20 protein-coding genes, 1 tRNA gene and 1 riboswitch are annotated in these 21161 nt (G+C 66.2%); of the genes, 7 read left to right on the top strand and 14 right to left on the bottom strand.

Translation table 11 applies throughout. The features are described 5' to 3' along the window. Positions 1-9: 9 nt before the first annotated feature. The 4 genes from yidC to rpmH form a co-directional block, all read right to left on the bottom strand. Entirely contained in the window at positions 10-1779 is a 1770-nt protein-coding gene (gene yidC, locus HLH29_RS06805; RefSeq protein ID WP_182965187.1) for a membrane protein insertase YidC, read from the bottom strand. A 21-nt stretch (positions 1780-1800) separates the two neighbouring features. Then, positions 1801-2076 carry a membrane protein insertion efficiency factor YidD gene (gene yidD, locus HLH29_RS06800; RefSeq protein WP_182965186.1) on the bottom strand — a complete coding sequence of 92 codons (276 nt, stop codon included), beginning with the start codon at positions 2074-2076 and terminating at the stop codon, positions 1801-1803. Beyond that, positions 2073-2423 (bottom strand): ribonuclease P protein component, encoded by a 351-nt coding sequence (rnpA, locus tag HLH29_RS06795; protein ID WP_182965185.1) that lies wholly within the window; start codon positions 2421-2423, stop codon positions 2073-2075. The genes yidD and rnpA overlap by 4 nt, the downstream gene beginning before the upstream one ends. A gap of 78 nt (positions 2424-2501) precedes the next feature. Continuing rightward, positions 2502-2636 (bottom strand): 50S ribosomal protein L34, encoded by a 135-nt coding sequence (gene rpmH / locus HLH29_RS06790; RefSeq protein WP_182965184.1) that lies wholly within the window; start codon positions 2634-2636, stop codon positions 2502-2504. A 142-nt stretch (positions 2637-2778) separates the two neighbouring features. Here rpmH and HLH29_RS06785 point away from each other — a divergent pair, with 142 nt between their 5' ends. Continuing rightward, the gene (locus tag HLH29_RS06785; protein ID WP_182965223.1) at positions 2779-3045 is read left to right on the top strand and encodes a HAMP domain-containing histidine kinase; all 267 of its coding nucleotides are present in this window, start codon (positions 2779-2781) and stop codon (positions 3043-3045) included. A 42-nt stretch (positions 3046-3087) separates the two neighbouring features. Here the strand turns inward: HLH29_RS06785 and HLH29_RS06780 are convergent, their stop codons facing one another. From HLH29_RS06780 to gcvT, 4 genes are all read right to left on the bottom strand, one after another. After that, positions 3088-3282, bottom strand: a complete 195-nt coding sequence (locus HLH29_RS06780) for a hypothetical protein (protein WP_182965183.1) — start codon at positions 3280-3282, stop codon at positions 3088-3090. 225 nt (positions 3283-3507) lie between these two features. Then, positions 3508-6390 (bottom strand): aminomethyl-transferring glycine dehydrogenase, encoded by a 2883-nt coding sequence (gene gcvP, locus HLH29_RS06775; protein ID WP_182965182.1) that lies wholly within the window; start codon positions 6388-6390, stop codon positions 3508-3510. A gap of 118 nt (positions 6391-6508) precedes the next feature. Beyond that, a complete protein-coding gene (gcvH, locus tag HLH29_RS06770) occupies positions 6509-6874 on the bottom strand; it encodes a glycine cleavage system protein GcvH (RefSeq protein ID WP_182965181.1) in 366 nt (121 codons plus the stop codon). A 92-nt stretch (positions 6875-6966) separates the two neighbouring features. Then, positions 6967-8100 (bottom strand): glycine cleavage system aminomethyltransferase GcvT, encoded by a 1134-nt coding sequence (gene gcvT, locus HLH29_RS06765; protein ID WP_182965180.1) that lies wholly within the window; start codon positions 8098-8100, stop codon positions 6967-6969. A gap of 183 nt (positions 8101-8283) precedes the next feature. After that, a riboswitch (glycine riboswitch) is annotated at positions 8284-8371 on the bottom strand. Positions 8372-8494: 123 nt separating this feature from the next. On the opposite strand from gcvT, the gene HLH29_RS06760 reads away from it, so the two are divergent. Continuing rightward, positions 8495-8800, top strand: a complete 306-nt coding sequence (locus tag HLH29_RS06760) for a putative quinol monooxygenase (RefSeq protein WP_182965179.1) — start codon at positions 8495-8497, stop codon at positions 8798-8800. Positions 8801-9031: 231 nt separating this feature from the next. On the opposite strand, the gene speE is transcribed toward HLH29_RS06760, so the two are convergent. The 3 genes from speE to uvrA form a co-directional block, all read right to left on the bottom strand. After that, complete coding sequence (gene speE / locus HLH29_RS06755) at positions 9032-9901, bottom strand: polyamine aminopropyltransferase (protein ID WP_182965178.1); 870 nt, start codon at positions 9899-9901, stop codon at positions 9032-9034. A 293-nt stretch (positions 9902-10194) separates the two neighbouring features. After that, entirely contained in the window at positions 10195-10656 is a 462-nt protein-coding gene (speD, locus tag HLH29_RS06750; RefSeq protein WP_182965177.1) for an adenosylmethionine decarboxylase, read from the bottom strand. 161 nt (positions 10657-10817) lie between these two features. After that, complete coding sequence (gene uvrA / locus HLH29_RS06745; RefSeq protein ID WP_182965219.1) at positions 10818-13697, bottom strand: excinuclease ABC subunit UvrA; 2880 nt, start codon at positions 13695-13697, stop codon at positions 10818-10820. A gap of 334 nt (positions 13698-14031) precedes the next feature. Here uvrA and ssb point away from each other — a divergent pair, with 334 nt between their 5' ends. The 5 genes from ssb (at position 14032) to HLH29_RS06720 (ending at position 18801) form a co-directional block, all read left to right on the top strand. Beyond that, positions 14032-14604, top strand: a complete 573-nt coding sequence (ssb, locus tag HLH29_RS06740; RefSeq protein WP_182965176.1) for a single-stranded DNA-binding protein — start codon at positions 14032-14034, stop codon at positions 14602-14604. A 171-nt stretch (positions 14605-14775) separates the two neighbouring features. Beyond that, positions 14776-17592, top strand: a complete 2817-nt coding sequence (gyrA, locus tag HLH29_RS06735; RefSeq protein ID WP_182965175.1) for a DNA gyrase subunit A — start codon at positions 14776-14778, stop codon at positions 17590-17592. Continuing rightward, positions 17585-18094, top strand: coding sequence for a pantetheine-phosphate adenylyltransferase (gene coaD, locus HLH29_RS06730; RefSeq protein ID WP_182965174.1), 510 nt, complete (start codon positions 17585-17587; stop codon positions 18092-18094). The genes gyrA and coaD overlap by 8 nt, the downstream gene beginning before the upstream one ends. 56 nt (positions 18095-18150) lie before the next feature. Beyond that, positions 18151-18636, top strand: coding sequence for a peptidylprolyl isomerase (locus HLH29_RS06725; protein ID WP_182965173.1), 486 nt, complete (start codon positions 18151-18153; stop codon positions 18634-18636). An 89-nt stretch (positions 18637-18725) separates the two neighbouring features. Next, positions 18726-18801, top strand: a tRNA-Lys gene (locus HLH29_RS06720). Positions 18802-18824: 23 nt separating this feature from the next. Here HLH29_RS06720 and HLH29_RS06715 read toward each other — a convergent pair. From HLH29_RS06715 to HLH29_RS06705, 3 genes are all read right to left on the bottom strand, one after another. Then, positions 18825-19634, bottom strand: coding sequence for a transglutaminase domain-containing protein (locus HLH29_RS06715; protein WP_182965172.1), 810 nt, complete (start codon positions 19632-19634; stop codon positions 18825-18827). 59 nt (positions 19635-19693) lie between these two features. Beyond that, a complete protein-coding gene (locus HLH29_RS06710) occupies positions 19694-20053 on the bottom strand; it encodes a YidB family protein (protein WP_182965171.1) in 360 nt (119 codons plus the stop codon). Positions 20054-20369: 316 nt separating this feature from the next. Continuing rightward, positions 20370-21110, bottom strand: coding sequence for a DUF2076 domain-containing protein (locus HLH29_RS06705; protein ID WP_182965170.1), 741 nt, complete (start codon positions 21108-21110; stop codon positions 20370-20372). Between the last annotated feature and the right edge of the window lie 51 nt (positions 21111-21161).

The raw sequence follows: 21161 nt of genomic DNA, 5'->3' as shown, positions 1-21161 counted from the left end.
AGACCAACCTTATTTCCGCTTGGCCGCCGCCGGCGCGGGAACGGCCTGGCTGGTCGCGCCCTGCGTGCGACGCTGGATCACCATCTGCTGCGCCATCGTCAGCAGGTTGTTCCAGCAATAATAGATCACCAGCCCCGCCGGCTGACGCGCCATGAAGAAGGTGAACAGCACCGGCATCACCTGGAACACGCGCTGCTGCGCGGGGTCCATCGGCGCCGGGTTCAGCTTCTGCTGCAGGAACATCGTCACCCCGAACAGGATCGGCCACACACCCAGTTGCAGGTAGGGCGACAGCCCGGCCGGGTCCCACGGAATCAGGCCGAACAGCGTGAACAGATTGGTCAGGTCCGGGGCGGACAGATCATGAATCCAGCCGAAGAACGGCGCATGCCGCATCTCGATGGTGATGTACAGATCCTTGTACAGGCTCCAGAACACCGGAATCTGCACCAGCATGGGCAGGCAGCCGCTGGCCGGGTTCACCCCTTCGGTCTTGTACAGCGCCATCATCTGCTGGTTCAGCGCCATCTGGTCGCCCCTGTACCGCTCGCGCAGATCCTGCACCTTGGGCTGAAGCTTGCGCATCTTCGCCATGGAGCGGAACTGACGCGTCGCCAGCGGAAAGAACAGCGCCTTGACCAGCAGCGTAAAGGCCATCAGCGCCAGGCCGAAATTGCCCAGCAGCGTATTCAGCCAGTCGAGAACATAGAAGATCGGCCGCGTCATGAAGGCGAACCAGCCGAAATCCACCGCCTTCCAGAAATCCGGAATATGCAGGCTGGACTGGTACTGCTCCAGCAGGCTGACTTCCTTGGCGCCGGCAAAGACATGGCTCGCGGTCGACGCGGTCGCGCCTGCACCCACCACGGTGGGCACCTGCGCGATGAAGCCGACCTGATAGACCCCCGCCCCACCATTCGCCTGGTAGCCATAGCTGCCCGTCACCGGCACCCCCTGCTGGGGCACCACGGCGGTCAGCCAGTATTTGTCGGTAATGCCGGCCCATCCGCCCTGCCCGGCCTTGGTCCAGGACGTATTGCCCGGTGGCGTCGCCCCGGTGCGCAGGCTCTTGTAGCTGCTCTCGTCCAGCCGCCCGTCGATGACCGAAATCGGCCCCTCATGCACCAGGTAGCCGCCCGTTTCCTCGGGCGTATAGGCCCGGCTGACCCGCGCGAAGGGATAGAGCGACACCGGCTGCGCCGAATGGTTCACGATCCGCTGCTCGATCGCGAACATGTAATGCGCATCGATCCCGACGACGATCTGGAAGGTCACGCCCTCGCCATTGTCCCAGGACAGCGTCACCGGATGATCGGCCGTCAGCTTCGGCGCATCGGCGGTCCATACTGTGGAGGCATCGGGCACGCGCACCTGACCGCCGGCCAGGTTCATCCAGCCGATCTCGACGTAATTGGGCTGCGGATCGTGCGCGGCTTCCAGGATACGAACCAGCGGACTGCCGGCAGCCACCGTCTCGTGATAATCGCGCAGCACCATGTCATCCAGCCGCGCGCCCAGCAGGTCGATCGACCCGCGCACTGCGGGCGCATCGATCTCCAGCCGCGTTTCCGCCTGCGGAGACGGCACCGAGACGGGCTGGGAACTGACGCCCGCGACGGGCGCCGCAGAACGGGCCGCGTCAGACGGCGGCGTCTGCCGGCTGGTCTGCGCAACCTGCTGCGCGACCTCCTGATGGGTCTGCTTCGGCATGAAATATTCGAAGCCAACCAGGACCATGGCGGAGAGTAACACCGCCACGATAAAGCGCTTGGTATCCATCGGCGACCGGCCAGACTCTCGTTATCTATGGGAGGAACAGCAGGAGGCCCGCGCGTGCTCCCGGGTGGGCACGGGATCGTATCCGCCGATATTCCACGGATTGCAACGCAAGATCCGCCAACCGGCCAGAAATGCGCCACGCAATGGCCCGTGGCGGCGAATCGCTTCCTGCGCATAATCGCTGCAGGTGGGCACGAAACGGCAGTTGGAACCCAGGAAAGGACTGACGAACCGCTGATAGACGCGAATCGCCCCAACCAGCGCCCAGACCGTCGCGGTCCGGAGCCGACGGATCATTCCGCCCCCCGGACGCCGGCCTTGCGCAAGGCCCGGCGCAGATCCTCGACCAGGGCCGCGAATTCACGGCCCCGCGTCCCGCCCCGGCCGATCACGACCAGATCGACCCCCGCCAGCCCCTGCTCGCGCGTCACCACCCGCACGGCCTCGCGCAGACGGCGGCGAGTGCGATTGCGAATGACGGCGTTGCCGACTTTTTTCGTTACGGTAAACCCGACCCTCGCCGGGTCGGCATCGTCACGGCCCAATGCCTGAAGCACCAGCCCAGGAGACGGCACCTTGCGCCCCTTGGATGCAACCCGGAGGAATTCGGCACGCTTCTTGAGACGGACGGAACGGTCGGCCACTCTTCGCAGCCCCCTATGCGCGATATCCGGACCCGGATCCCGATGATCGGGGCCCGGAACGCGACAAGACCTGATAGATCAGGCCGAAAGGCGCTTGCGGCCCTTGGCGCGACGGTTGGCGATCACCCGGCGACCGCCGACAGTTTCCATACGGGCGCGGAAGCCGTGACGGCGCTTGCGGACCAGCTTGGACGGTTGATACGTGCGCTTCACGACGCGACTCCCCGATTGACATTAATAAACGCGGCGCGGCTAAATCCCACGACGCGCCGGAGCAGCCCGAAGGCCGCCTGACCTGAGGCGCGCCTTATACTTCCCGTTTCCCCGCGCGTCAACGTGCAAGAGAAGAGCCTCCATGCAAGGGCCCGACCCGATTTCGGACGACGATCGTCCCGATTCATCCCCCACCGGCGCGCCTGCGGGCGCACCCTCCGATTCGCTCCCCGCTTCCGGGTCGCGCTCCAAGGTTCTGCATGACATACGCGGCCTGCTGTCGCCGGCCCTGCTGTCCGCCGACCGTCTGAGCCTGCATGCGGACCCGAAGGTGCGCGAACTGGCCGAACAGATCATCCGCTCGATCGAACAGGCCGCCCACCGCCTGAAGGACCTGCCTCCAGGCTGATGACAGCCCAGGTCCGCCTGCCCGGCATGTCCGGGCAGACACTCAGGGCCTGAGCATCGAGAAATACAGGACCCCCATATCGACGAGGAATGCGCCGAGCAGACCGCAGCAGATCAGCCCGACCATCAGCCGGTCACGCGCGTCAATCCACGACGGATCGTCGTGGAGCAGGGCAATCGTGTACCAGGAATCATTCGCAAGGGACCGTTTCGGCCCCGCCACACCGGGATGGAACATGTGCGCCTCCCCCGGACCATCCCTTCTTCTTTGTCGCACGTCGCGACGGGTTCGTCCGGTGCACCATCACCATGCGCCCTGCCGGGCCCGGCCCCAAGGACGATTCGCGGCCAGTCGCAATCTCTTGAAACAGGACGTGTCGTCCCCAGCGCCTGCCGCACGGCGACCGGGCCGAGCCCGGCGCCACACGCATGACACGCCTGGAGGACGATACGCCGTGTCAGGTCAGGCCGCGCCCTCCTCGGCATAGACCGAGATATCGGGACAGGAGCAGACCAGGTTGCGGTCGCCATAAGCATTGTCCAGCCGGTTGACCGGCGACCAGTATTTGGACTCCGGCACCACGTCGCCCGGCAGGCAGCCCAGGCGCCGGTCATAGGCCCGATCCCAGTCAGGGTCGGTCAGGTCCCGCACGGTATGCGGCGCATGGCGCAGCGGGCTCTGCTCGGCCGTGATGCGGCCCTGCTCGATCTCGCGGATCTCGTCGCGGATCGCGATCATCGCATCGCAGAACCGGTCGAGCTCCACCCGCCCCTCGGACTCGGTGGGTTCGATCATGAAGGTCCCGGCCACGGGGAAGCTGACCGTCGGTGCGTGGAATCCATGGTCGATCAGGCGCTTGGCGATATCGTCCACCGTCACCCCCACCGTATCGCGGATCGGGCGCAGGTCGACGATGCATTCATGCGCCACCCGGCCGTTGGTCCCGCGATACAGTACCGGATAATGGCCGGACAGACGGGCCGCGATATAGTTGGAATTCAGGATCGCGACCTCGGTGGCCCGGCGCAGGCCCGCATCGCCCATCAGCATCATATAGGTCCAGGAAATCGGCAGTACCGCCGCCGAGCCGAACGGCGCGGCCGAAACCGCGTTCACCCCGCCTTCCTGCGGCACGCCGGGCAGGAACGGCGCCAGATGCGCCCCCACCCCGATCGGCCCCATGCCCGGCCCACCGCCGCCATGCGGAATGCAGAAGGTCTTGTGCAGGTTGAAATGGCTGACATCGGCGCCATAGGCGCCGGGGCGCGACAGCCCGACCTGCGCATTCATGTTCGCGCCGTCCAGATAGACCTGGCCACCCGCCGCATGCACCAGATCGCAGATCTCGACCACCGATTCCTCGAACACGCCATGGGTCGAGGGATAGGTGATCATGATCGCCGCCAGACGGCCGGCATTCTGGGCGATCTTCGCCTTCAGGTCCTCGATATCCACGTTGCCCTGGTCGTCGCAGGCCACGACCACCACCCGCATGCCCGCCATCTGGGCCGAAGCCGGGTTGGTACCGTGGGCCGAGGCCGGGATCAGGCACACATCGCGCCCTTCATCGCCCCGCGAACGATGATAGGCGCGAATGGCCAGCAGCCCGGCATATTCCCCCTGCGCCCCGGAATTGGGCTGCAGCGACACTGCGTCATAGCCGCTGACCGCCTTCAGCATCCGCTCCAGGTCGCGGAACAGCTCGGCATAGCCCTGCTGCTGCACTTCCGGCGCAAACGGATGGATGTCGCAGAATTCCGGCCAGGTAACCGGCATCATCTCGACCGTCGCGTTCAGCTTCATGGTGCACGATCCCAGCGGGATCATCGTGCGGTCCAGCGCCAGGTCGCGGTCCGACAGGCGGCGCAGATAACGCAGCATGTCGGTCTCGGACCGATGGGCGTGGAAGACCGGATGGGTCATGAAACCGCCCTGCCGCAGCAGGCTCTGCGGCAGCAGGCTGTCCGGCACCGACAGAGCCTGCTCCATCGCCGCCAGACGCTGCGCGTCGGGGCAGAAGCAGCGCCACACGGCGCGCACGATCTCCGGCGTCGTCGTCTCGTCCAGGCTGATCCCGACACGATCCTCATCGATCGCGCGCAGGTTCATGCCGGCATCCTCGGCACGGGCACGGATCAGGACGGACATGCCGCCGGCCGCAACGGTGACGGTGTCGAAGAACGCATCCGTCTCCACCCGCACCGACAGCGCGCGCAGCCCTTCGGCCAGGATCGCCGTCAGGCGATGCACCCGGCGCGCGATCGCCGTCAGCCCCTCGGGGCCGTGATAGACGGCATACATCGCGGAAATGACCGCCGGCAGCACCTGCGCGGTGCAGATGTTCGAGGTCGCCTTTTCGCGCCGGATATGCTGCTCGCGCGTCTGCAACGCCAGGCGATAGGCGGGCTCGCCCCGGCTGTCGACCGAAACCCCGACCAGGCGGCCGGGCATGTTGCGCTTGTAGGCATCGCGCACGGCCATGTAGGCCGCATGCGGGCCGCCGGCGCCCATCGGCATGCCGTAGCGCTGCATCGAACCCACCGCGATGTCGGCCCCCAGCGCCCCTGGCGATTCCAGCACCGTCAGCGCCAGCGGGTCGGCGGCCATCGCCACCACGGCATGCGCGCCATGCAGCGTCTCGATCCACGCACGCGGATCGCGCACCCGGCCCGACGAACCGGGATACTGGAACAGCGCGCCGAAGACCGCAGCCGGGTCCAGGTCACGCTCGGGATCGCCGACCACGATCCGCCAGCCCATCGGCTCGGCGCGCGTGCGCAGCACCGCCAGCGTCTGCGGATGACAATCCGCATCGACGAAGAACCCGTCGGCCTTCGACTTCGCCACCCGGCGCGCCAGGGCCATCGCCTCGGCCGCCGCCGTCGCCTCGTCCAGCAGCGAGGCATTGGCGACATCCAGCCCGGTCAGGTCGCGGACCATGGTCTGGAAGTTCAGCAGCGCCTCCAGCCGGCCCTGGCTGATCTCGGGCTGATAGGGGGTGTAAGCCGTATACCAGGCCGGGTTTTCCAGCACGTTGCGCTGAATGACGCCGGGCAGCACCGTGCCGTAATAGCCCTGCCCGATCAGCGAGACCATCACCTTGTTGCGGCCGCCAATCGTGCGCAGGCGCGCCAGAGCCTCGGGTTCGGACAGGCCCGCCCCCAGCCCCATCTCGCCGCGCAGGCGGATGGAGGCCGGCACCGTCTGTTCCATCAGCTCGTCCAGCGAGCCCGCGCCCACCACCTCCAGCATGGCGGCGACATCCCGCGCCCCCGGCCCCACATGGCGGGCACAGAAGGCATCGGCGGCGGGCTGCGTGCCCTGCCAGAGAGGAGTGGAGGTCACGATCAATATTCTCCGCGACAGGAACAGGAACGGCGTTGAGAGTCTGTTTTGGGAACCGGTCCGCCGAGCGCGCGCGCCGCGCGGAAGAAACGCGTCAACGCGCCGGCAGACCGATTTTTCAGGCGATCTGGGCGGCGTAGGCGTCGGCATCCAGCAGCCCGGCAAGCTGCCCGGCATCGGCAACGCGCAGCTTCAGGATCCAGCCCTCGGCTTCCGGATCGCGGTTGACCAGCGACGGATCGTCCGACAGCGCGGCATTGAAGCCGACGACGGTGCCCGAAACGGGAGCATAGATGTCCGACGCGGCCTTGACCGATTCCACCACGGCGGCGCTGTCACCCTGCGCAACCTCGGTACCCTCGTCCTTCGCCTCGACGAAGACCAGCTCGCCCAGCTCCTCGGCGGCATGGGCGGTGATGCCGACGACCGCGACATCCCCCTCGACGCGCAGCCACTCATGTTCCTTCGTGTAATAAACAGTCATGTTCCGTTCTCCACCCAACAGGTCAGCGTGTGAAATTCAACGTTCGAAGTTCAGCGTTTGAAGCTCAGCGTTTGAAGCTCAGCGTTTGAGGCTCAGCGTTTGAAACCGGGCGCCACGAACGGCAGCGCCGCCACGGTGGCCGGCAGGTAGCGCCCCCGCAGTTCGGCGAACAAAGGCGTGCCCGTCGCCGCGAATGCGGTCTCGACATAGCCCATGGCCACCGGCCCACCGAAGGTCGGGCCGAACGCGCCGGAGGTCACATGCCCGACCGGCTTCGTGCCCGCATCATCGGCGAACAGGCGCGCCCCGCCACGCACCGGCGCGCGGCCCTCGACCGCAATGCCGACACGGCGGCGGCTCACACCACCCTCGATCTGCTCCAGGATGATGTCGGCGCCAGGGAAGCCCCCCACCCGCGCCCCGCCGGTGCGGCGGCTTTTCTGGATCGACCATTCCAGCGCACCCTCGACCGGCGTCGTCTCACGGTCGATATCCGATCCATACAGGCACAGCCCGGCTTCCAGGCGCAGGCTGTCGCGCGCGCCCAGCCCCGCCGGCGCCACCTCAGGCTCGGCCAGCAGCGCCTCGGCCACCCGCACCGCGCCATCGGCCGCCATGCCGAGTTCGAACCCATCCTCGCCGGTATAGCCGGAACGCGAGGCCACGCAGGGCACGCCCGCCACCTCGAACTCCGCCACATCCATAAAGCGCATGTCGGCCGAAGACGGCGCCAGGCGGGCCAGCACGGCCCCGGCCTGCGGCCCCTGCACCGCGATCAGCGCGCGGTCCGGCAGCGGCTCGACAATACAATCCTCGCCCAGGGCGGCGGCGATATGCGCCAGATCCGCGTCCTTGCAGGCCGCATTGACCACCAGGATCAGCGTATCGCCCAGCCGCGAGACCATCAGATCGTCCAGGATGCCGCCCTTGCCGTCGGTCAGTTGCGTATAACGCTGGCGCCCCGTCTTCAGCGACAGGATATCGGCCGGCACCAGCCGCTCCAGCGCCAGGGCCGCATCCTCGACCCGGCCCGAGCGCGCACGCAGATGCGCCTGCCCCATATGGGAGACGTCGAACAGGCCGGCGGCATCGCGCGTGTGCTGGTGCTCGGCCATCACGCCGGCCCGATACTGGACCGGCATCTCATAGCCCGCGAACGGGACCATGCGCCCGCCCAGCGACAGATGCAGGTCATAGAGCGGCGTGCGCTGCAGCGAATCGCTCATGCCGCCCTCCGGACGCCGGCGGCGCCATGCATGAGGGCGGAAGAAGAGAAAACAAGGGGAAACGGCCAACGTGACATGAACAGAGCCTCCTGAATCCACAACCGGATCCGAATGCCCCTTCTGTCGGTTTGCCTGAGATCGCTATCCCGTCGGCGGACGCTCGAGGCGCCTCTCTCCAGAAGTCGAAGCCGGGCGGTCCTTTGGCCTGAGAGTTTCCGGGGCGGTTGCTCCTTCGGCGCCGGCTCTCGCCAGTCTCTCCCGCGTCAGCACCCGATGCTTCGCATATGTTCCGCAATCAAGTCAATCATCCCCGCACCGCCATCGGGGCTGGATCGACAGCCCTCCGCCCCCTACCCTTGGCGACCGGACAGAATATGACAAGGAGGCGCCCCCCATGGACGCCACACCACTGACCATCATCGCGGAATTCACGACAACCGACGAGAATCGCACGAAATTTCTGGAATTCTGCGCGTATGACGCCGAACGCTCGGTGGCGGATGAAGCCGGATGCCACGCCTTCGACGTCCTGCTGCCCGACGGCGAGCCGCATACCGTCATCCTGCACGAAGTCTATACCGACCGCGCGGCGTTCGACACCCACCTGACGACCCCACATTACAAGGTCTTCGAGGGCGCAGTCCGCGACCTGGGCATCCAGACGGTCGCGGTGCGTTTTCTGGCGACGCACCGCGCCTGAATACGACCGGCGCGGGAGCTTGCTCCGCGCCGGAGGTTTCCAAGGGCGTTGCCCTTACCCCACCAAAGGGCATTCGCCCTTTGGAAACCCAGTCGTTATCAGATGATTGGGGTGCAGGGCCTCAGGCCCTGCCGGGTCCAGGGCGGAGTTGGCCAAGGTTCCATCGGCCGGAACAACCGATGGAAAGCCAACGGAGGGAGCACCCTGGCCATGCCCCCAGGGCCCCTAATATTACTTCGATGCGGGCAGATGCTTCGCGATGTAAGGTGGCAGGTTAAAGGCGCCCGTATGGATCTCCGGCGTCCAGTAACCGGTGGTGCCCAGAATGCCCGCCTGCTCGGCCCGCGCGCGGATCGTCTCGACCGAATGCAGGGCCGGATTGGTCCCCTTTGCCGCCACGCCGAGCGTCATGAAGCCGCCGACATAGGTCGGCACCGCCGCCACATAGGCCGAAACATGCGGGAAGAACTGCGCACGGCGCAGGCTGGTCTCACGCAGTTCGTCAGCCTGCATGAACGGCACGCCGCACTGGTTCACGATGATGCCGTTGGGCGTCAGGATACGGGCGCAATGCGCATAGAACGCATCGGTGAACAGCACCTCGCCCACCCCGATCGGATCGGTGCTGTCGACGATGATGACATCGACCGAGCCACTTTCCGCCTTGGCGACGTAATCGATACCGTCACCCACGATCACGTCGGCGCGCGGGTCGTTCCAGGCGTCACCCGCAATGCCCGGCAGGAACTGCTTGGACAGTTCGATCACCGCACCGTCGATCTCGACCATCACGGCACGCTCGACACCCCGATGCTGCAGCACGCGGCGCAGCACGCCACCATCGCCGGCACCGATAATCAGCACGCTCTTTGCGTCACCATGGGCCAGCACCGGCACATGCGTCAGCATTTCCTGATAGACGAACTCGTCACCCTCGGTGATCTGGATCACGCCATCGAGCACGAGCACGCGCCCATGCGTCTCGCTTTCGAAAACGACGATATCCTGAAAGGCACTTTTGGTACGGGCCAGTTCCTTGCGGACACGGAAACGCTGCTGCCAGCCGTCATAGAGTGTCTCGCCGATCCATGCGTCGGTCATTGCCTGTGTCTCCCCGGCACGAAAATGGGCACATAAAAAAGGCCGGACGAATCCGGCCCCTGGAGCCTGACCCAAAATGTGGGCTGGCGAGCGAGAGCGGCCCAAAGGGGCGCGCCCGTCGTGTGTTTCCGAGCATCGGAGCGGAGCGGCCTTGATGGCCGTGAGCACCGAAGCACAGGAAACGCGCGTCGGATCGCCGCCAGCGCGCATTTTGGGTCAGGCTCCTGGAATTCTCGCGCGGCATCATGCCACGCAGGACGGACAGGTGCCGGGCCATGCCGGCACCCTCGCCATCAGCCGACCCGGCCGCGACGCTGCTCGTCCACGACCACCCGGCCCGCCTGGAACAGGCGCTGCATCACCGGGATCGCCAGGTGCGGATCGCACGCGCCGCACATGAAGATGTCGACGGCGGCGAAATTCCGCTCCGGCCACGTGTGGATCGAGATGTGGCTCTCGGCCAGCACCACCACGCCCGACACGCCGCCATTGGGCGTGAAATGGTGGAAATGGCTGTGCAGGATCGTCGCCCCGGCCGTCACCGCCGCTTCGCACAGCGTACGGTCGATCTGCTCCGGATCGTCAAGATTCCGAGCCTCCCAGAGATCGACAAGAAGATGCGTTCCCGCAAACTTCATCCCGTCGCGCTCGACGAAGTAATCCTTCCGCTCCTCGTCAACCGAGGACGGAGCTGAAGACATCTGGATATTGCTCGGGAGTTCCGAGACCATCCCCAGCTGAGCAAGTGCGTTCATCACGTACCCCCAAACCAGTAGACAGCCTGTTGGGCGGGATCGCCCCCTTGGGCCAAGAGGGGCCGCTGATAAGGCCTTCCCCCTGGCAACGCAAGCATTTTTACCCCCCGGACACGTTTTTTTTCACCTCTTTCACATAAGCTTCTCGCAGCGGGGAAAACTCAGCCCTTCGCGCGCCGTCTTCGCCCCTTCGACGGCGCCGGCAGAAGCGGCGCCAGGAAGCGCCCGGTATGGCTTTCGGCACAGGCCACAATCTCCTCGGGCGTGCCCTCGGCGACGATCCGGCCACCGCCATCGCCCCCTTCCGGCCCCATATCCAGCACCCAGTCCGCCGTCTTGATGACGTCCAGATTATGCTCGATCACCAGCACCGTATTCCCCTGGTCCACCAGCGCGTGCAGCACGTCCAGCAACTTGCGCACATCCTCGGAATGCAGCCCGGTCGTCGGTTCGTCCAGAATATACAGCGTGCGGCCGGTGGCCCGGCGCGCCAGTTCCTTGGACAGTTTCACGCGCTGCGCCTCGCCGCCCGAAAGCGTGGTCGCCTGCTGGCCCAGGGCGACATAACCCAGCCCGACCTGCTGCAGGATGGCCAGCCGGTCGCGGATGCGCGGCACGGCGGAGAAATATGGCAGCGCCTCGTCCACCGTCATCGCCAGCACGTCGGCGATCGACTTGCCGCGGAATTTCACGTCCAGCGTCTCGCGATTATAGCGCGCACCCTTGCAGGTATCGCAGGTCACGAACACGTCGGGCAGGAAGTGCATCTCGATCTTCAGCACGCCGTCGCCCTGGCAGGCCTCGCACCGCCCGCCCTTGACGTTGAACGAGAACCGGCCGGGCTTGTAGCCCCGCGCCTTGCTCTCCGGCAGTTCGGCGAACCAGTCGCGGATCGGCGCGAACAGGTCGGTATAGGTCGCGGGGTTCGAACGCGGCGTGCGGCCGATCGGCGACTGGTCGATGTCGATGATCTTGTCCAGTTGCTCCAGCCCGGCGATCCGGCGATAGGGCGCCGGATTCTGCCCCGACCCCATCAATTGCCGCGACAGCGCCTTGTACAGCGTGTCGATCACCAGCGTCGACTTGCCCCCGCCCGACACACCGGTCACGCAGGTAAAGGTGCCCAGCGGAAAGCGCGCGGTCACATCGTGCAGATTATTGCCGCTGGCCCCTTCCAGTACCAGCATCCGCTTGGGGTCCACCGGGCGGCGCTTCTCCGGCACCGCGATCTGTTTGCGGCCCGACAGATAATCCCCCGTCAGGCTCGCCGGATCGGCCGCCACCTGCGCGGGCGTGCCGATGGCCACCACATGGCCGCCATTGACCCCCGCCCCCGGCCCCATATCGATCAGCCAGTCGGCCGAGCGGATCGCATCCTCGTCATGCTCCACGACGATCAGCGTATTCCCCAGCCGCTTCAGCCGCTGCAACGTGCCCAACAGCCGCTCATTGTCGCGCTGGTGCAGCCCGATCGAGGGCTCGTCCAGAACATACAGCACGCCCGTCAGGCCCGACCCGATCTGGCTGGCCAGCCGTATCCGCTGGCTTTCTCCCCCCGACAGGGTGGCCGACCCGCGCGACAGCGTCAGATAATCCAGGCCCACATCGTCCAGGAAGCGCAGCCGGTCCAGGATCTCGCGCAGGATGCGGCGCGCGATTTCGGCGCGCTGCGGCGTCAGCGTCGCCTCCACGGTGCCGAACCATTCCAGCGCCCGGCGGATCGGCAGGTCGGAAGCCTGGGCGATGGTGCGGTTCGCCACCCGCACCGACAGCGCCTCCGGCCGCAGCCGCGCGCCATGGCAGACATGGCACGGCTTGTCGGACTGGTAGCGCGACAGTTCCTCGCGCACCCACACGCTGTCGGTCTCGGCCATGCGGCGGCGCAGATTGGCCTCCACCCCCTCGAACCGCTTGGTCAGGCTGTAGCTCTTGCGGCCGTCGCGGTACTGGAAAGTCACCTCATCCGCCCCCCCTTCCATGATCACCGCGCGTACTCCTGCCGGCAGGTCACGCCACGGCGTGTCCATCTTCACGCCGTAATGGGCGGCCAGGCTTTCCAGAGTCTGCTGGTAATAGGGGGTCTGCGTATTGCGCCACGGCGCAATGGCCCCTGCCGCCAGCGACAGCGATTCGTCCGGCACGATCAGATGCGGGTCGAAGAAGGTCTCGGTCCCGATCCCGTCACAGGCCGGGCACGCCCCCTGCGGCGCATTGAACGAGAACAGCCGGGGCTCGATCTCCTCCAGCGTAAAGCCGCTGACCGGACAGGCAAACCGCGAGGAAAACACCACATGCGGCGGCGCCTCCGCCCCGTCGCGCACCACTTCCTCGGCATAGACCAGCCCGTCGGAGAGCCCCAGCGCGGTCTCGAAACTGTCGGCCAGCCGGGATTCCACGCCCGACCGCACCACCACGCGATCCACCACCGCCTCGACCGTATGGCGCAGCTTGCGGTTCAGGTCCGGCACATCGGCGATCTCATACAGTTCGCCGTCCACCTTCACCCGCGCAAAGCCCTTGCGCTGCAATTCCGCCAGTTCCTTGCGGCACTCGCCCTTGCGGTCCCGCACCACGGGCGCCAGCAGCATCAGCCGGGTCCCTTCGGGCATCGCCATCACCCGATCGACCATCTGGCTGACGGTCTGCGCCTCGATCGGCAGGCCGGTGGCCGGCGAATAGGGCACCCCCGCCCGCGCCCACAGCAGGCGCATGTAATCATGGATCTCGGTAATCGTGCCGACGGTCGAGCGCGGATTTTTCGAGGTCGTCTTCTGCTCGATGGAAATCGCGGGCGACAGGCCCTCGATCGCGTCCACGTCCGGCTTGCCCATCAGCTCCAGGAACTGCCGCGCATAGGCCGACAGGCTCTCGACATAGCGCCGCTGGCCCTCGGCATAGATGGTATCGAACGCCAGCGACGATTTGCCCGAGCCCGACAGGCCGGTCACCACCGTCAGCGCGTCGCGCGGAATCTCGACATCGACATTCTTCAGGTTATGCGCCCGCGCGCCGCGCACCCGGATGGCCGGCGCATCGCGCATCCCGATCGATTCTGTCGGCTCGGCCGCGACCGGGCCGGATCGATTCGCCATGATGTCCGCTCTCCGTTCTGCTCCGGCGCGCGCCGGGCTGATTCGTTCATACTCTGTTCTGCCGCGTTCCATCGCCGCCGCCAAGATCCGTCCATTTGAAAAAGCAGCCTCGACATACCCACGCGAAAAGGGCGCGGTACATGCCGGTATCATCGGGCGCCCATCTGGGTTAGGATCGCACCTGAGTCCCGTCCCCCACCGCACCGGTCCGGGTGGACGGTTTTTTTTGATGGGGCGGCGCCCGAATGCGCGGCCCCGGACCGGACAGCGGCAGGGCAGCACTATGGCGGGTAGCGTCAACAAGGTCATCCTCGTGGGCAATCTGGGGAAGGACCCGGAAGTCAGGAACAGCCAGAACGGCGCCAAGATCGTGTCGCTGACTCTGGCCACCAGCGACACCTGGAACGACAAGGCATCGGGCGAGCGGCGCGAGAAGACCGAATGGCACCGCGTCGTGATCTTCAACGAACGCATTGCCGACGTGGCCGAGCGTTTCCTGCGCAAGGGCCGCAAGGTCTATCTGGAAGGCTCGCTCCAGACCCGCAAATGGACCGACCAGTCCGGGCAGGAACGCTACACGACCGAAGTGGTGGTGGACCGTTTCCGTGGCGACCTGGTCCTGCTGGACAGCAACCGCGGCGGCGAATCCGGCGATGATGCCGGCGGCGGCTATAGCGGCGGTGGTTACGGTGGCGGTGGAGGTGGCGGCGGATACGGAGCCCCCTCCGCTCCCCGCCAGATCGGCGGCGCGCGCGGCGGCGCAGGCGGCCATAGCGCCCCTGCCGCACCGGCAGGCGGCGGCTGGGATGCGCCCCATGGCGGCGGCAGCGACCTGGACGACGAAATTCCGTTCTAAGGCGGCCTTCCTCCCGGCCCCGGCCCCTGTCGGCCCGGGCCGGGGCGCGGTTTTTTCCCGGCCGGCAGTCTATGCTAGGGTGGATGCCTCCACCGGCGCCGGACCCGGACCAGTTCCCGCCATTCGGCGCGCCCGGCGCGAGAGAGATGGCACTGACATGACGGATATGCCTTGACCGAGATTCCCGACTCGCCGCAGCCGCCGGCCCCCTCCGACATCGTTCCGGTAACCGTCGAGGAGGAAATGCGCTCCTCCTACCTCGCCTATGCGATGTCGGTCATCGTCAGCCGCGCCCTGCCGGACGTGCGGGACGGGCTGAAGCCGGTGCATCGGCGCATCCTCTATTCGATGCGCGAAAGCGGGTTCACGCACGACAAGCCCTATCGCAAATCGGCCCGCGCGGTCGGTGACGTGATGGGTAAATACCATCCCCACGGCGATTCCTCGATCTACGACGCCATGGTCCGCATGGCGCAATCCTGGTCGATGCGCGTGAAGCTGATCGACGGCCAGGGCAATTTCGGCTCGGTCGACGGCGATTCCCCAGCGGCGATGCGCTATACCGAAGCGCGCCTGGCCAAGGCCTCGTCCTTCCTGCTGGACGATATCGACCGCGACACCGTCGATTTCCAGCCGAACTACGATGAAAGCGAGCAGGAACCCAAGATCCTGCCCGCCGCCTTCCCCAACCTGCTGATCAACGGTGCCTCCGGCATCGCGGTCGGCATGGCGACCAATATCCCGACCCACAATCCGGGCGAGATCATCGACGCCACGCTGGCCCTGATCGCCCAGCCGGACCTGACGCTCGAAGACCTGATGAAGATCGTGCCGGGGCCGGATTTCCCGACCGGTGGCATCATCCTGGGCCGCGCGGGCATCCGCAGCGCGTTCGAGACCGGGCGCGGCTCCGTCATCATCCGCGCCCGCGCCGAGATCGAGGACCTGCACCGCGACCGCCACGCGATCATCATCACCGAGATCCCGTACCAGGTGAACAAATCGACCCTGCAGGAGCGCATCGCCGACCTGGTGCGCGCCAAGCAGATCGAAGGCATTTCCGACATCCGCGACGAAAGCGACCGGTCGGGCATGCGCATCGTCATTGAGGTCAAGCGCGACGCCACGCCGGAAGTGGTGCTGAACCAGCTCTACCGCTTCACCCAGCTCCAGACCTCGTTCGGGGTCAACATGCTGGCGCTGGATAACGGCCAGCCCCGTCTGATGGGGCTGAAGGACGTGCTGGACGCCTTCATCACCTTCCGCGAGGAGGTGATCCTGCGCCGCGCGCGCTACGACCTGATGAAGGCGCGCGACCGCGCCCATCTGCTGGTGGGCCTGGTGATCGCGGTGGCGAATATCGACGCCGTGATCGCGCTGATCCGTGCCGCCCCCGACGCCGCCAGCGCCCGCGAAGCGCTGATGACCACGGCATGGGACGCCGCCGATGTCGAACCGCTGCTGGCGCTGATCCTCGACGAAGGCAACGTCATCGTCGACGGCAAGGTCCACCTGACCGAGGCCCAGGCCCGCGGCATCCTGGAACTGCGCCTGCAACGCCTGACCGGGCTGGAGCGCGAGAAGATCCAGCAGGAACTCTCCGAGGTCGCGGAGAAGATCAACGAACTCCTGGCCATCATCGCCAGCCGCCCCCGCCGCATGGAAGTGATGCGCGAGGAACTGGTGGCGATCCGCGCCGAACTGGCCACCCCGCGCCTGACCGAGATCGCCGATTATGCCGGCGACCAGACGGACGAAAGCCTGATCGAACCCGGCCAGATGGTGGTAACGATCACGCGCGAGGGCTTCATCAAGCGCACGCCGCTGGAAATCTTCCGCGCGCAGAATCGCGGCGGGCGCGGCCGCACCGCCGCCGGCCGACGCGGCGACGACATCGTGGTGCGCTCGTTCAACGCCCACACCCATCAATGGGTGCTGTTCTTCTCGTCGGGCGGCAAGGCCTATCGCGAGAAGGTCTGGCGCCTGCCCGAGGCCAGCCCGACGGCCAAGGGAAGGGCGCTGATCAATCTGCTGCCCGACCTGGGCGGCGATTCGATCACCGCCGTCCTGCCCCTGCCGCAGGACGAGACATTGTGGGAGAACCTGCACTTGGTCTTCGCCACCGCGTCCGGCACGGTGCGCCGCAACCGGCTGAGCGATTTCCGCAATATCCGCGCCTCCGGCCTGATCGCGATGAAGCTGGACGAGGGCGACCGGCTGATCGGCGTCGCGACCTGCCGCGAAGGGCAGGATGTGTTCCTGGCCACGCGCAAGGCCCGCTGCATCCGCTTCCAGATCACCGACGACACGCTGCGCGTCTTTGCCGGGCGTGACAGTTCGGGCGTGCGCGGCATCCGCCTGGGCGAAGGGGACGAGGTCAACAGCCTGTGCGTCCTGAACCATGTCGAGGCGACGGTCGAGGAACGCGCATCGTATCTGCGCATGGCCAATGCCCGCCGCCGGGCCGAACTCGCAGCCAGCCAGGGCGGCGACGAGGCCGAGGATGTCGCGGCCGACGCCTCTGCCGACTCCTCCGATGAAGAGGCGCTGCCCGCCGACTCGGTGATCGACCCGGAACGGTTCGCCGAACTGGAACTGGCCGAGGAAATCCTGCTGATCGTCAGCAACGCGGGCTTCGGACGCCGCTCGTCGGCTTACGATTACCGCGTGACCGGTCGCGGCGGCCAGGGCATCTCCAACATGAACTTCACATCCGGCAAGCGCGGGAACGAGGTCGTCGCCACCCTGCCGGTCATCGGCGGGACCGACGTGATGCTGGTCACCGATGCCGGCCGCCTGATCCGCGTGCCGGTCGACCAGATCCGCGTCATGTCGCGGCAGGCCAGCGGCGTGACGCTGTTCAGGCTGGATGCGACCGAACACGTCATCAGCGTCTTCCCCGTCATGGAAGACGATGACGACGAGGGCAATGACGGGGACAACGCCACGGACGAAGACGCCGCTCCGCAGGAGGCCCCCGATGCCTGATGGCGGGCCGCGCACGGGATTCTACCCCGGCACGTTCGACCCGGTGACCACCGGTCACCTGGATATCGTCGAGCGTGCGGCGCGGCTGGTGGACCGGCTGATCATCGGGGTGGCGGAAAATTCCGGCAAGCAGCCATTGATGCCGCTGGACGAACGCATCACCTGCGCCGTCGAGGAAACCCGATCCATCGCCGAACGGACCGGAGCCCTGATCCAGGTCATCGGCTTCAGCAACCTGCTGGTCGAGGAGGCGCGCCGTCATGGCGCCACCGTGATCGTGCGGGGGCTGCGCGTGGTCACCGATTTCGATTACGAGGTCCAGATGTTCGGCATGAACCATCATCTGGCCCCGGATATCGAGACGGTGTTCCTGATGGCTACCGAACGCAGCCAATATATTTCTTCGCGGCTGGTGAAGGAGGTCGCACGCCTGGGCGGCGACATCACCAGCTTCGTCCCCCCCTTCACCCGCCAGCGCATCATGGCGCGGCTGGGGGGATAACGCCGGTCGCACGGCATCCATGCCGCGCGACACGCAAGCAAACTGGAATACGAACGATGTCTGACACCGCACCGAAGGCCGACCTGATCGACGTGGAACTGAAGACCGGCCATGTGATCATCCAGCTCCGCCCCGACCTGGCGCCGCTGGCTGCCGAGCGGATTCGCACGCTGGCCGCCGAAGGCTTCTACGACAACACGCCCTTCCACCGCGTCATCCACGGCTTCATGGCGCAGGGCGGCGACCCGACGGGCACCGGCACCAGCGGCAGTCACCTGCCCGACCTGAAGGCCGAATTCACGCGCGCCGCGAAGTTCGAGCGCGGGACCGTCGGCATGGCCCGCACCATGAATCCCGACAGCGCGAACAGCCAGTTCTTCATCATGTTCGAGCCCTCGCCGCATCTGGACGGCCAGTACACCATCGTCGGCCAGGTGGTCGAAGGCATGGAACATATCGACCAGATCAAGCGCGGCGCCGGCCAGAGCGGCGTGGTGCAGGACCCGGATCGCATCATTTCCATGCGCCCCGTCGCGGCCTGATCGACAAACCGCGCCACGTCACCGCCTTTGACGGTTGACTTGACCGGCTGAAGCCGGTACCCGGGGCCGCACCGCTACGCGGTCCCGGTGAGCCGGTAGCTCAGTCGGTAGAGCATTCGACTTTTAATCGAATGGTCGTGGGTTCGAGTCCCACCCGGCTCACCAATTCCAGGGGCCAGCTCGGCTTCTCAGCCGATTTCCTCATAAGTCGTCACGAAAAAGTTGGACAGTCCCGCCGGACCGAAGGTCGTCGTCAGCGCCACATCCGTCGCATCCCGACCCCTGGCCATCACAATCCGGCCGATCCGGGGCATATTATGCCGCGCGTCGAAGGTGAACCACTGGCCTTCCAGCCAGACTTCGAACCACGCCGAGAAATCCATCGGATAATCGACCGGCGGAATCCCGATATCGCCCAGATAGCCGGTGCAGTAGCGCGCGGGGATATTCATGCAGCGGCAGAGCGTCACCGCCAGATGGGCATAGTCGCGGCACACGCCCACCCCCTCCTGATAGGCCTCATAGGCCGTGCGGGTCGGGCGCGCCTGCTGGTAATCGAAGCGGATATGCTGGTGCACGAACGAGACGATGGCCTGCACCCGCCCCCACCCCGGCGTCAGATGGCCGAACATCGACCAGGCGATGGAGGACAGAAGATCGGTCTCGCAATACCGGCTGCCCATCAGGAACACCAGGCAATCCGCCGGCAGGTCCGCCACGGGCACCTCCGGCGCCCCGGGCATCCACCGATCGGGCAGGCCGCTATCGGCAATGACGAAGGACAGGCTGGTCCGCAAGGTACCGATGGGCGCCACCAGCCGGGTGCAGCGATTGCCGAATCCGTCCAGATAGCGCTGCGTCGGCACGGGTGGATCGAAGACCGGGGTCTGGGGCGTCATCAGGTCCGGCTCGCGATCCGGATGGACCTCAAGCATCAGCACCATGGGGGTCGGGGCCTGGACCGTCAGGGCGATGTCATAACCGGCACGAATCAGCACGCCGTTTTCCCTTCCTCGCCGTCCCCATCACCCCGCCCGTACCGGTTCACGCTGTCAAGTCAGTGCGGCTCGACCGCATGCGCCCGCTTGTAGATCACGATCGGCAGCTGGCGCGCCAGGATCGTGACGACAGCCGGCACCGACAGGCCCGTCTGTTCCGCGAAAAGCTCCAGATCGCGTTGCGCAATCAATGTGCGCAGCATGTCTTCGGTCATCGGGCCGGCCGTGTCATCGGCCTTCCAGCGCGCAACGATATCGCCATAGCCCGCGGCTGCCGCGCGCTCGGCAAAGCCGTTCGGCCCGTATTCGCGCTTCACGCCATCCAGATATTCATGAACCGCACTGACCAGCCCCGAATGATCGTAACGGGCACCGGTCAGGAAATCGCCAAGCGTCGTGGCGGAGTCGGTAATGGACATAGGGCCTCTCCATTCTCGAAACGTTGTGGCCTGACATCAGCAACGCTTCAAAAACCGTAATGTTTCGCCCTCCCGAATGATTGAGGCCGGAACCCGATCCTCAAACGGAAAAACCGGGGCCTTTCGGCCCCGGTTTCCCGCGGATGAGACGACACAGAGGAAATGGCCTTAGTGGCCGAGTTCTGAATAACACTCATTCATGTTTGATATCAATCCATCTCACGGCAAAGTGAGACAAGGGCGACAATCCAGTCGCGGACATGAAAAAGGCGGCCGTTTCAGGCCGCCTTTCCATCATCGCCGAAGCTGGCTCGCCTCAGAAATTGTCGTCGCCGCCGCCACCCCAGTCGCCGCCGAAACCGCCATCGCCGCCGCCACCGGCATCGAAGCCCGGATCGACATCGGTCCCAGCACCACCAAAGGGATCACCCCCCGGCGCAGCCCCGTAATTATTGTTGATGACCGTCTCGCCACCCATTCCGCCCCCACCGAAGCCCCCGCCGTCGTGATGGCCGCTGAACAGGTCGGTCAGGGCGTTGCCCACCATCATGCCACCCGCGACACCAGCCGCCGTCGTCAGGGCCGACCCAAGGAAACCGCTTCCACGCGCCGGAAACATCCCCGGCTGCATGCCCATCGGATAGCCCTGCTGCGGCTGGGGCGGCGGCGGAGCCGCCTGCTGCCCCCAACCCGGCGGAGGCGCCGCCTGCGCCCGCTGTCCACCACCGAACAGCCCGCCAAACAGACCCCCGCCGCCACCCGCGGGACGCTGCTGCTGCGCCTCCAGGGCCTGCTGCGCCTGCTGAAGCTGCCACTGCAATTGCTGGATACGATTCTGCGCCGCCACCAGCGCCGCTTCCTGCACCACCGCCATCTGGGTCACGCGATAGCGGGCCTCGGGATATTGCTGGAACATCTGGCCGATATACTGGTCGGCCTCCGGGTCGATCGGCGGCAGGTTGGGCGTCGTCGCAGGTACGCTGCCGAAGCCCCCCTGCGGTGCGCCCCCCACACGGGCGACGAACTTCGTGATCAGGTCGCGTTCTTCGGTATTCATCTTTCCGTCCTGTCTCCGACAAGAGTGCCAAACCTAGATGTGGCCCGCGTG

It is taken from the genome of Gluconacetobacter tumulicola, assembly GCF_014174215.1.
GTDB lineage: Bacteria > Pseudomonadota > Alphaproteobacteria > Acetobacterales > Acetobacteraceae > Gluconacetobacter > Gluconacetobacter tumulicola.
The sequence above is the reverse complement of the archived record's forward strand: the minus strand, read 5'-3'. Positions and strand labels throughout refer to the sequence as shown.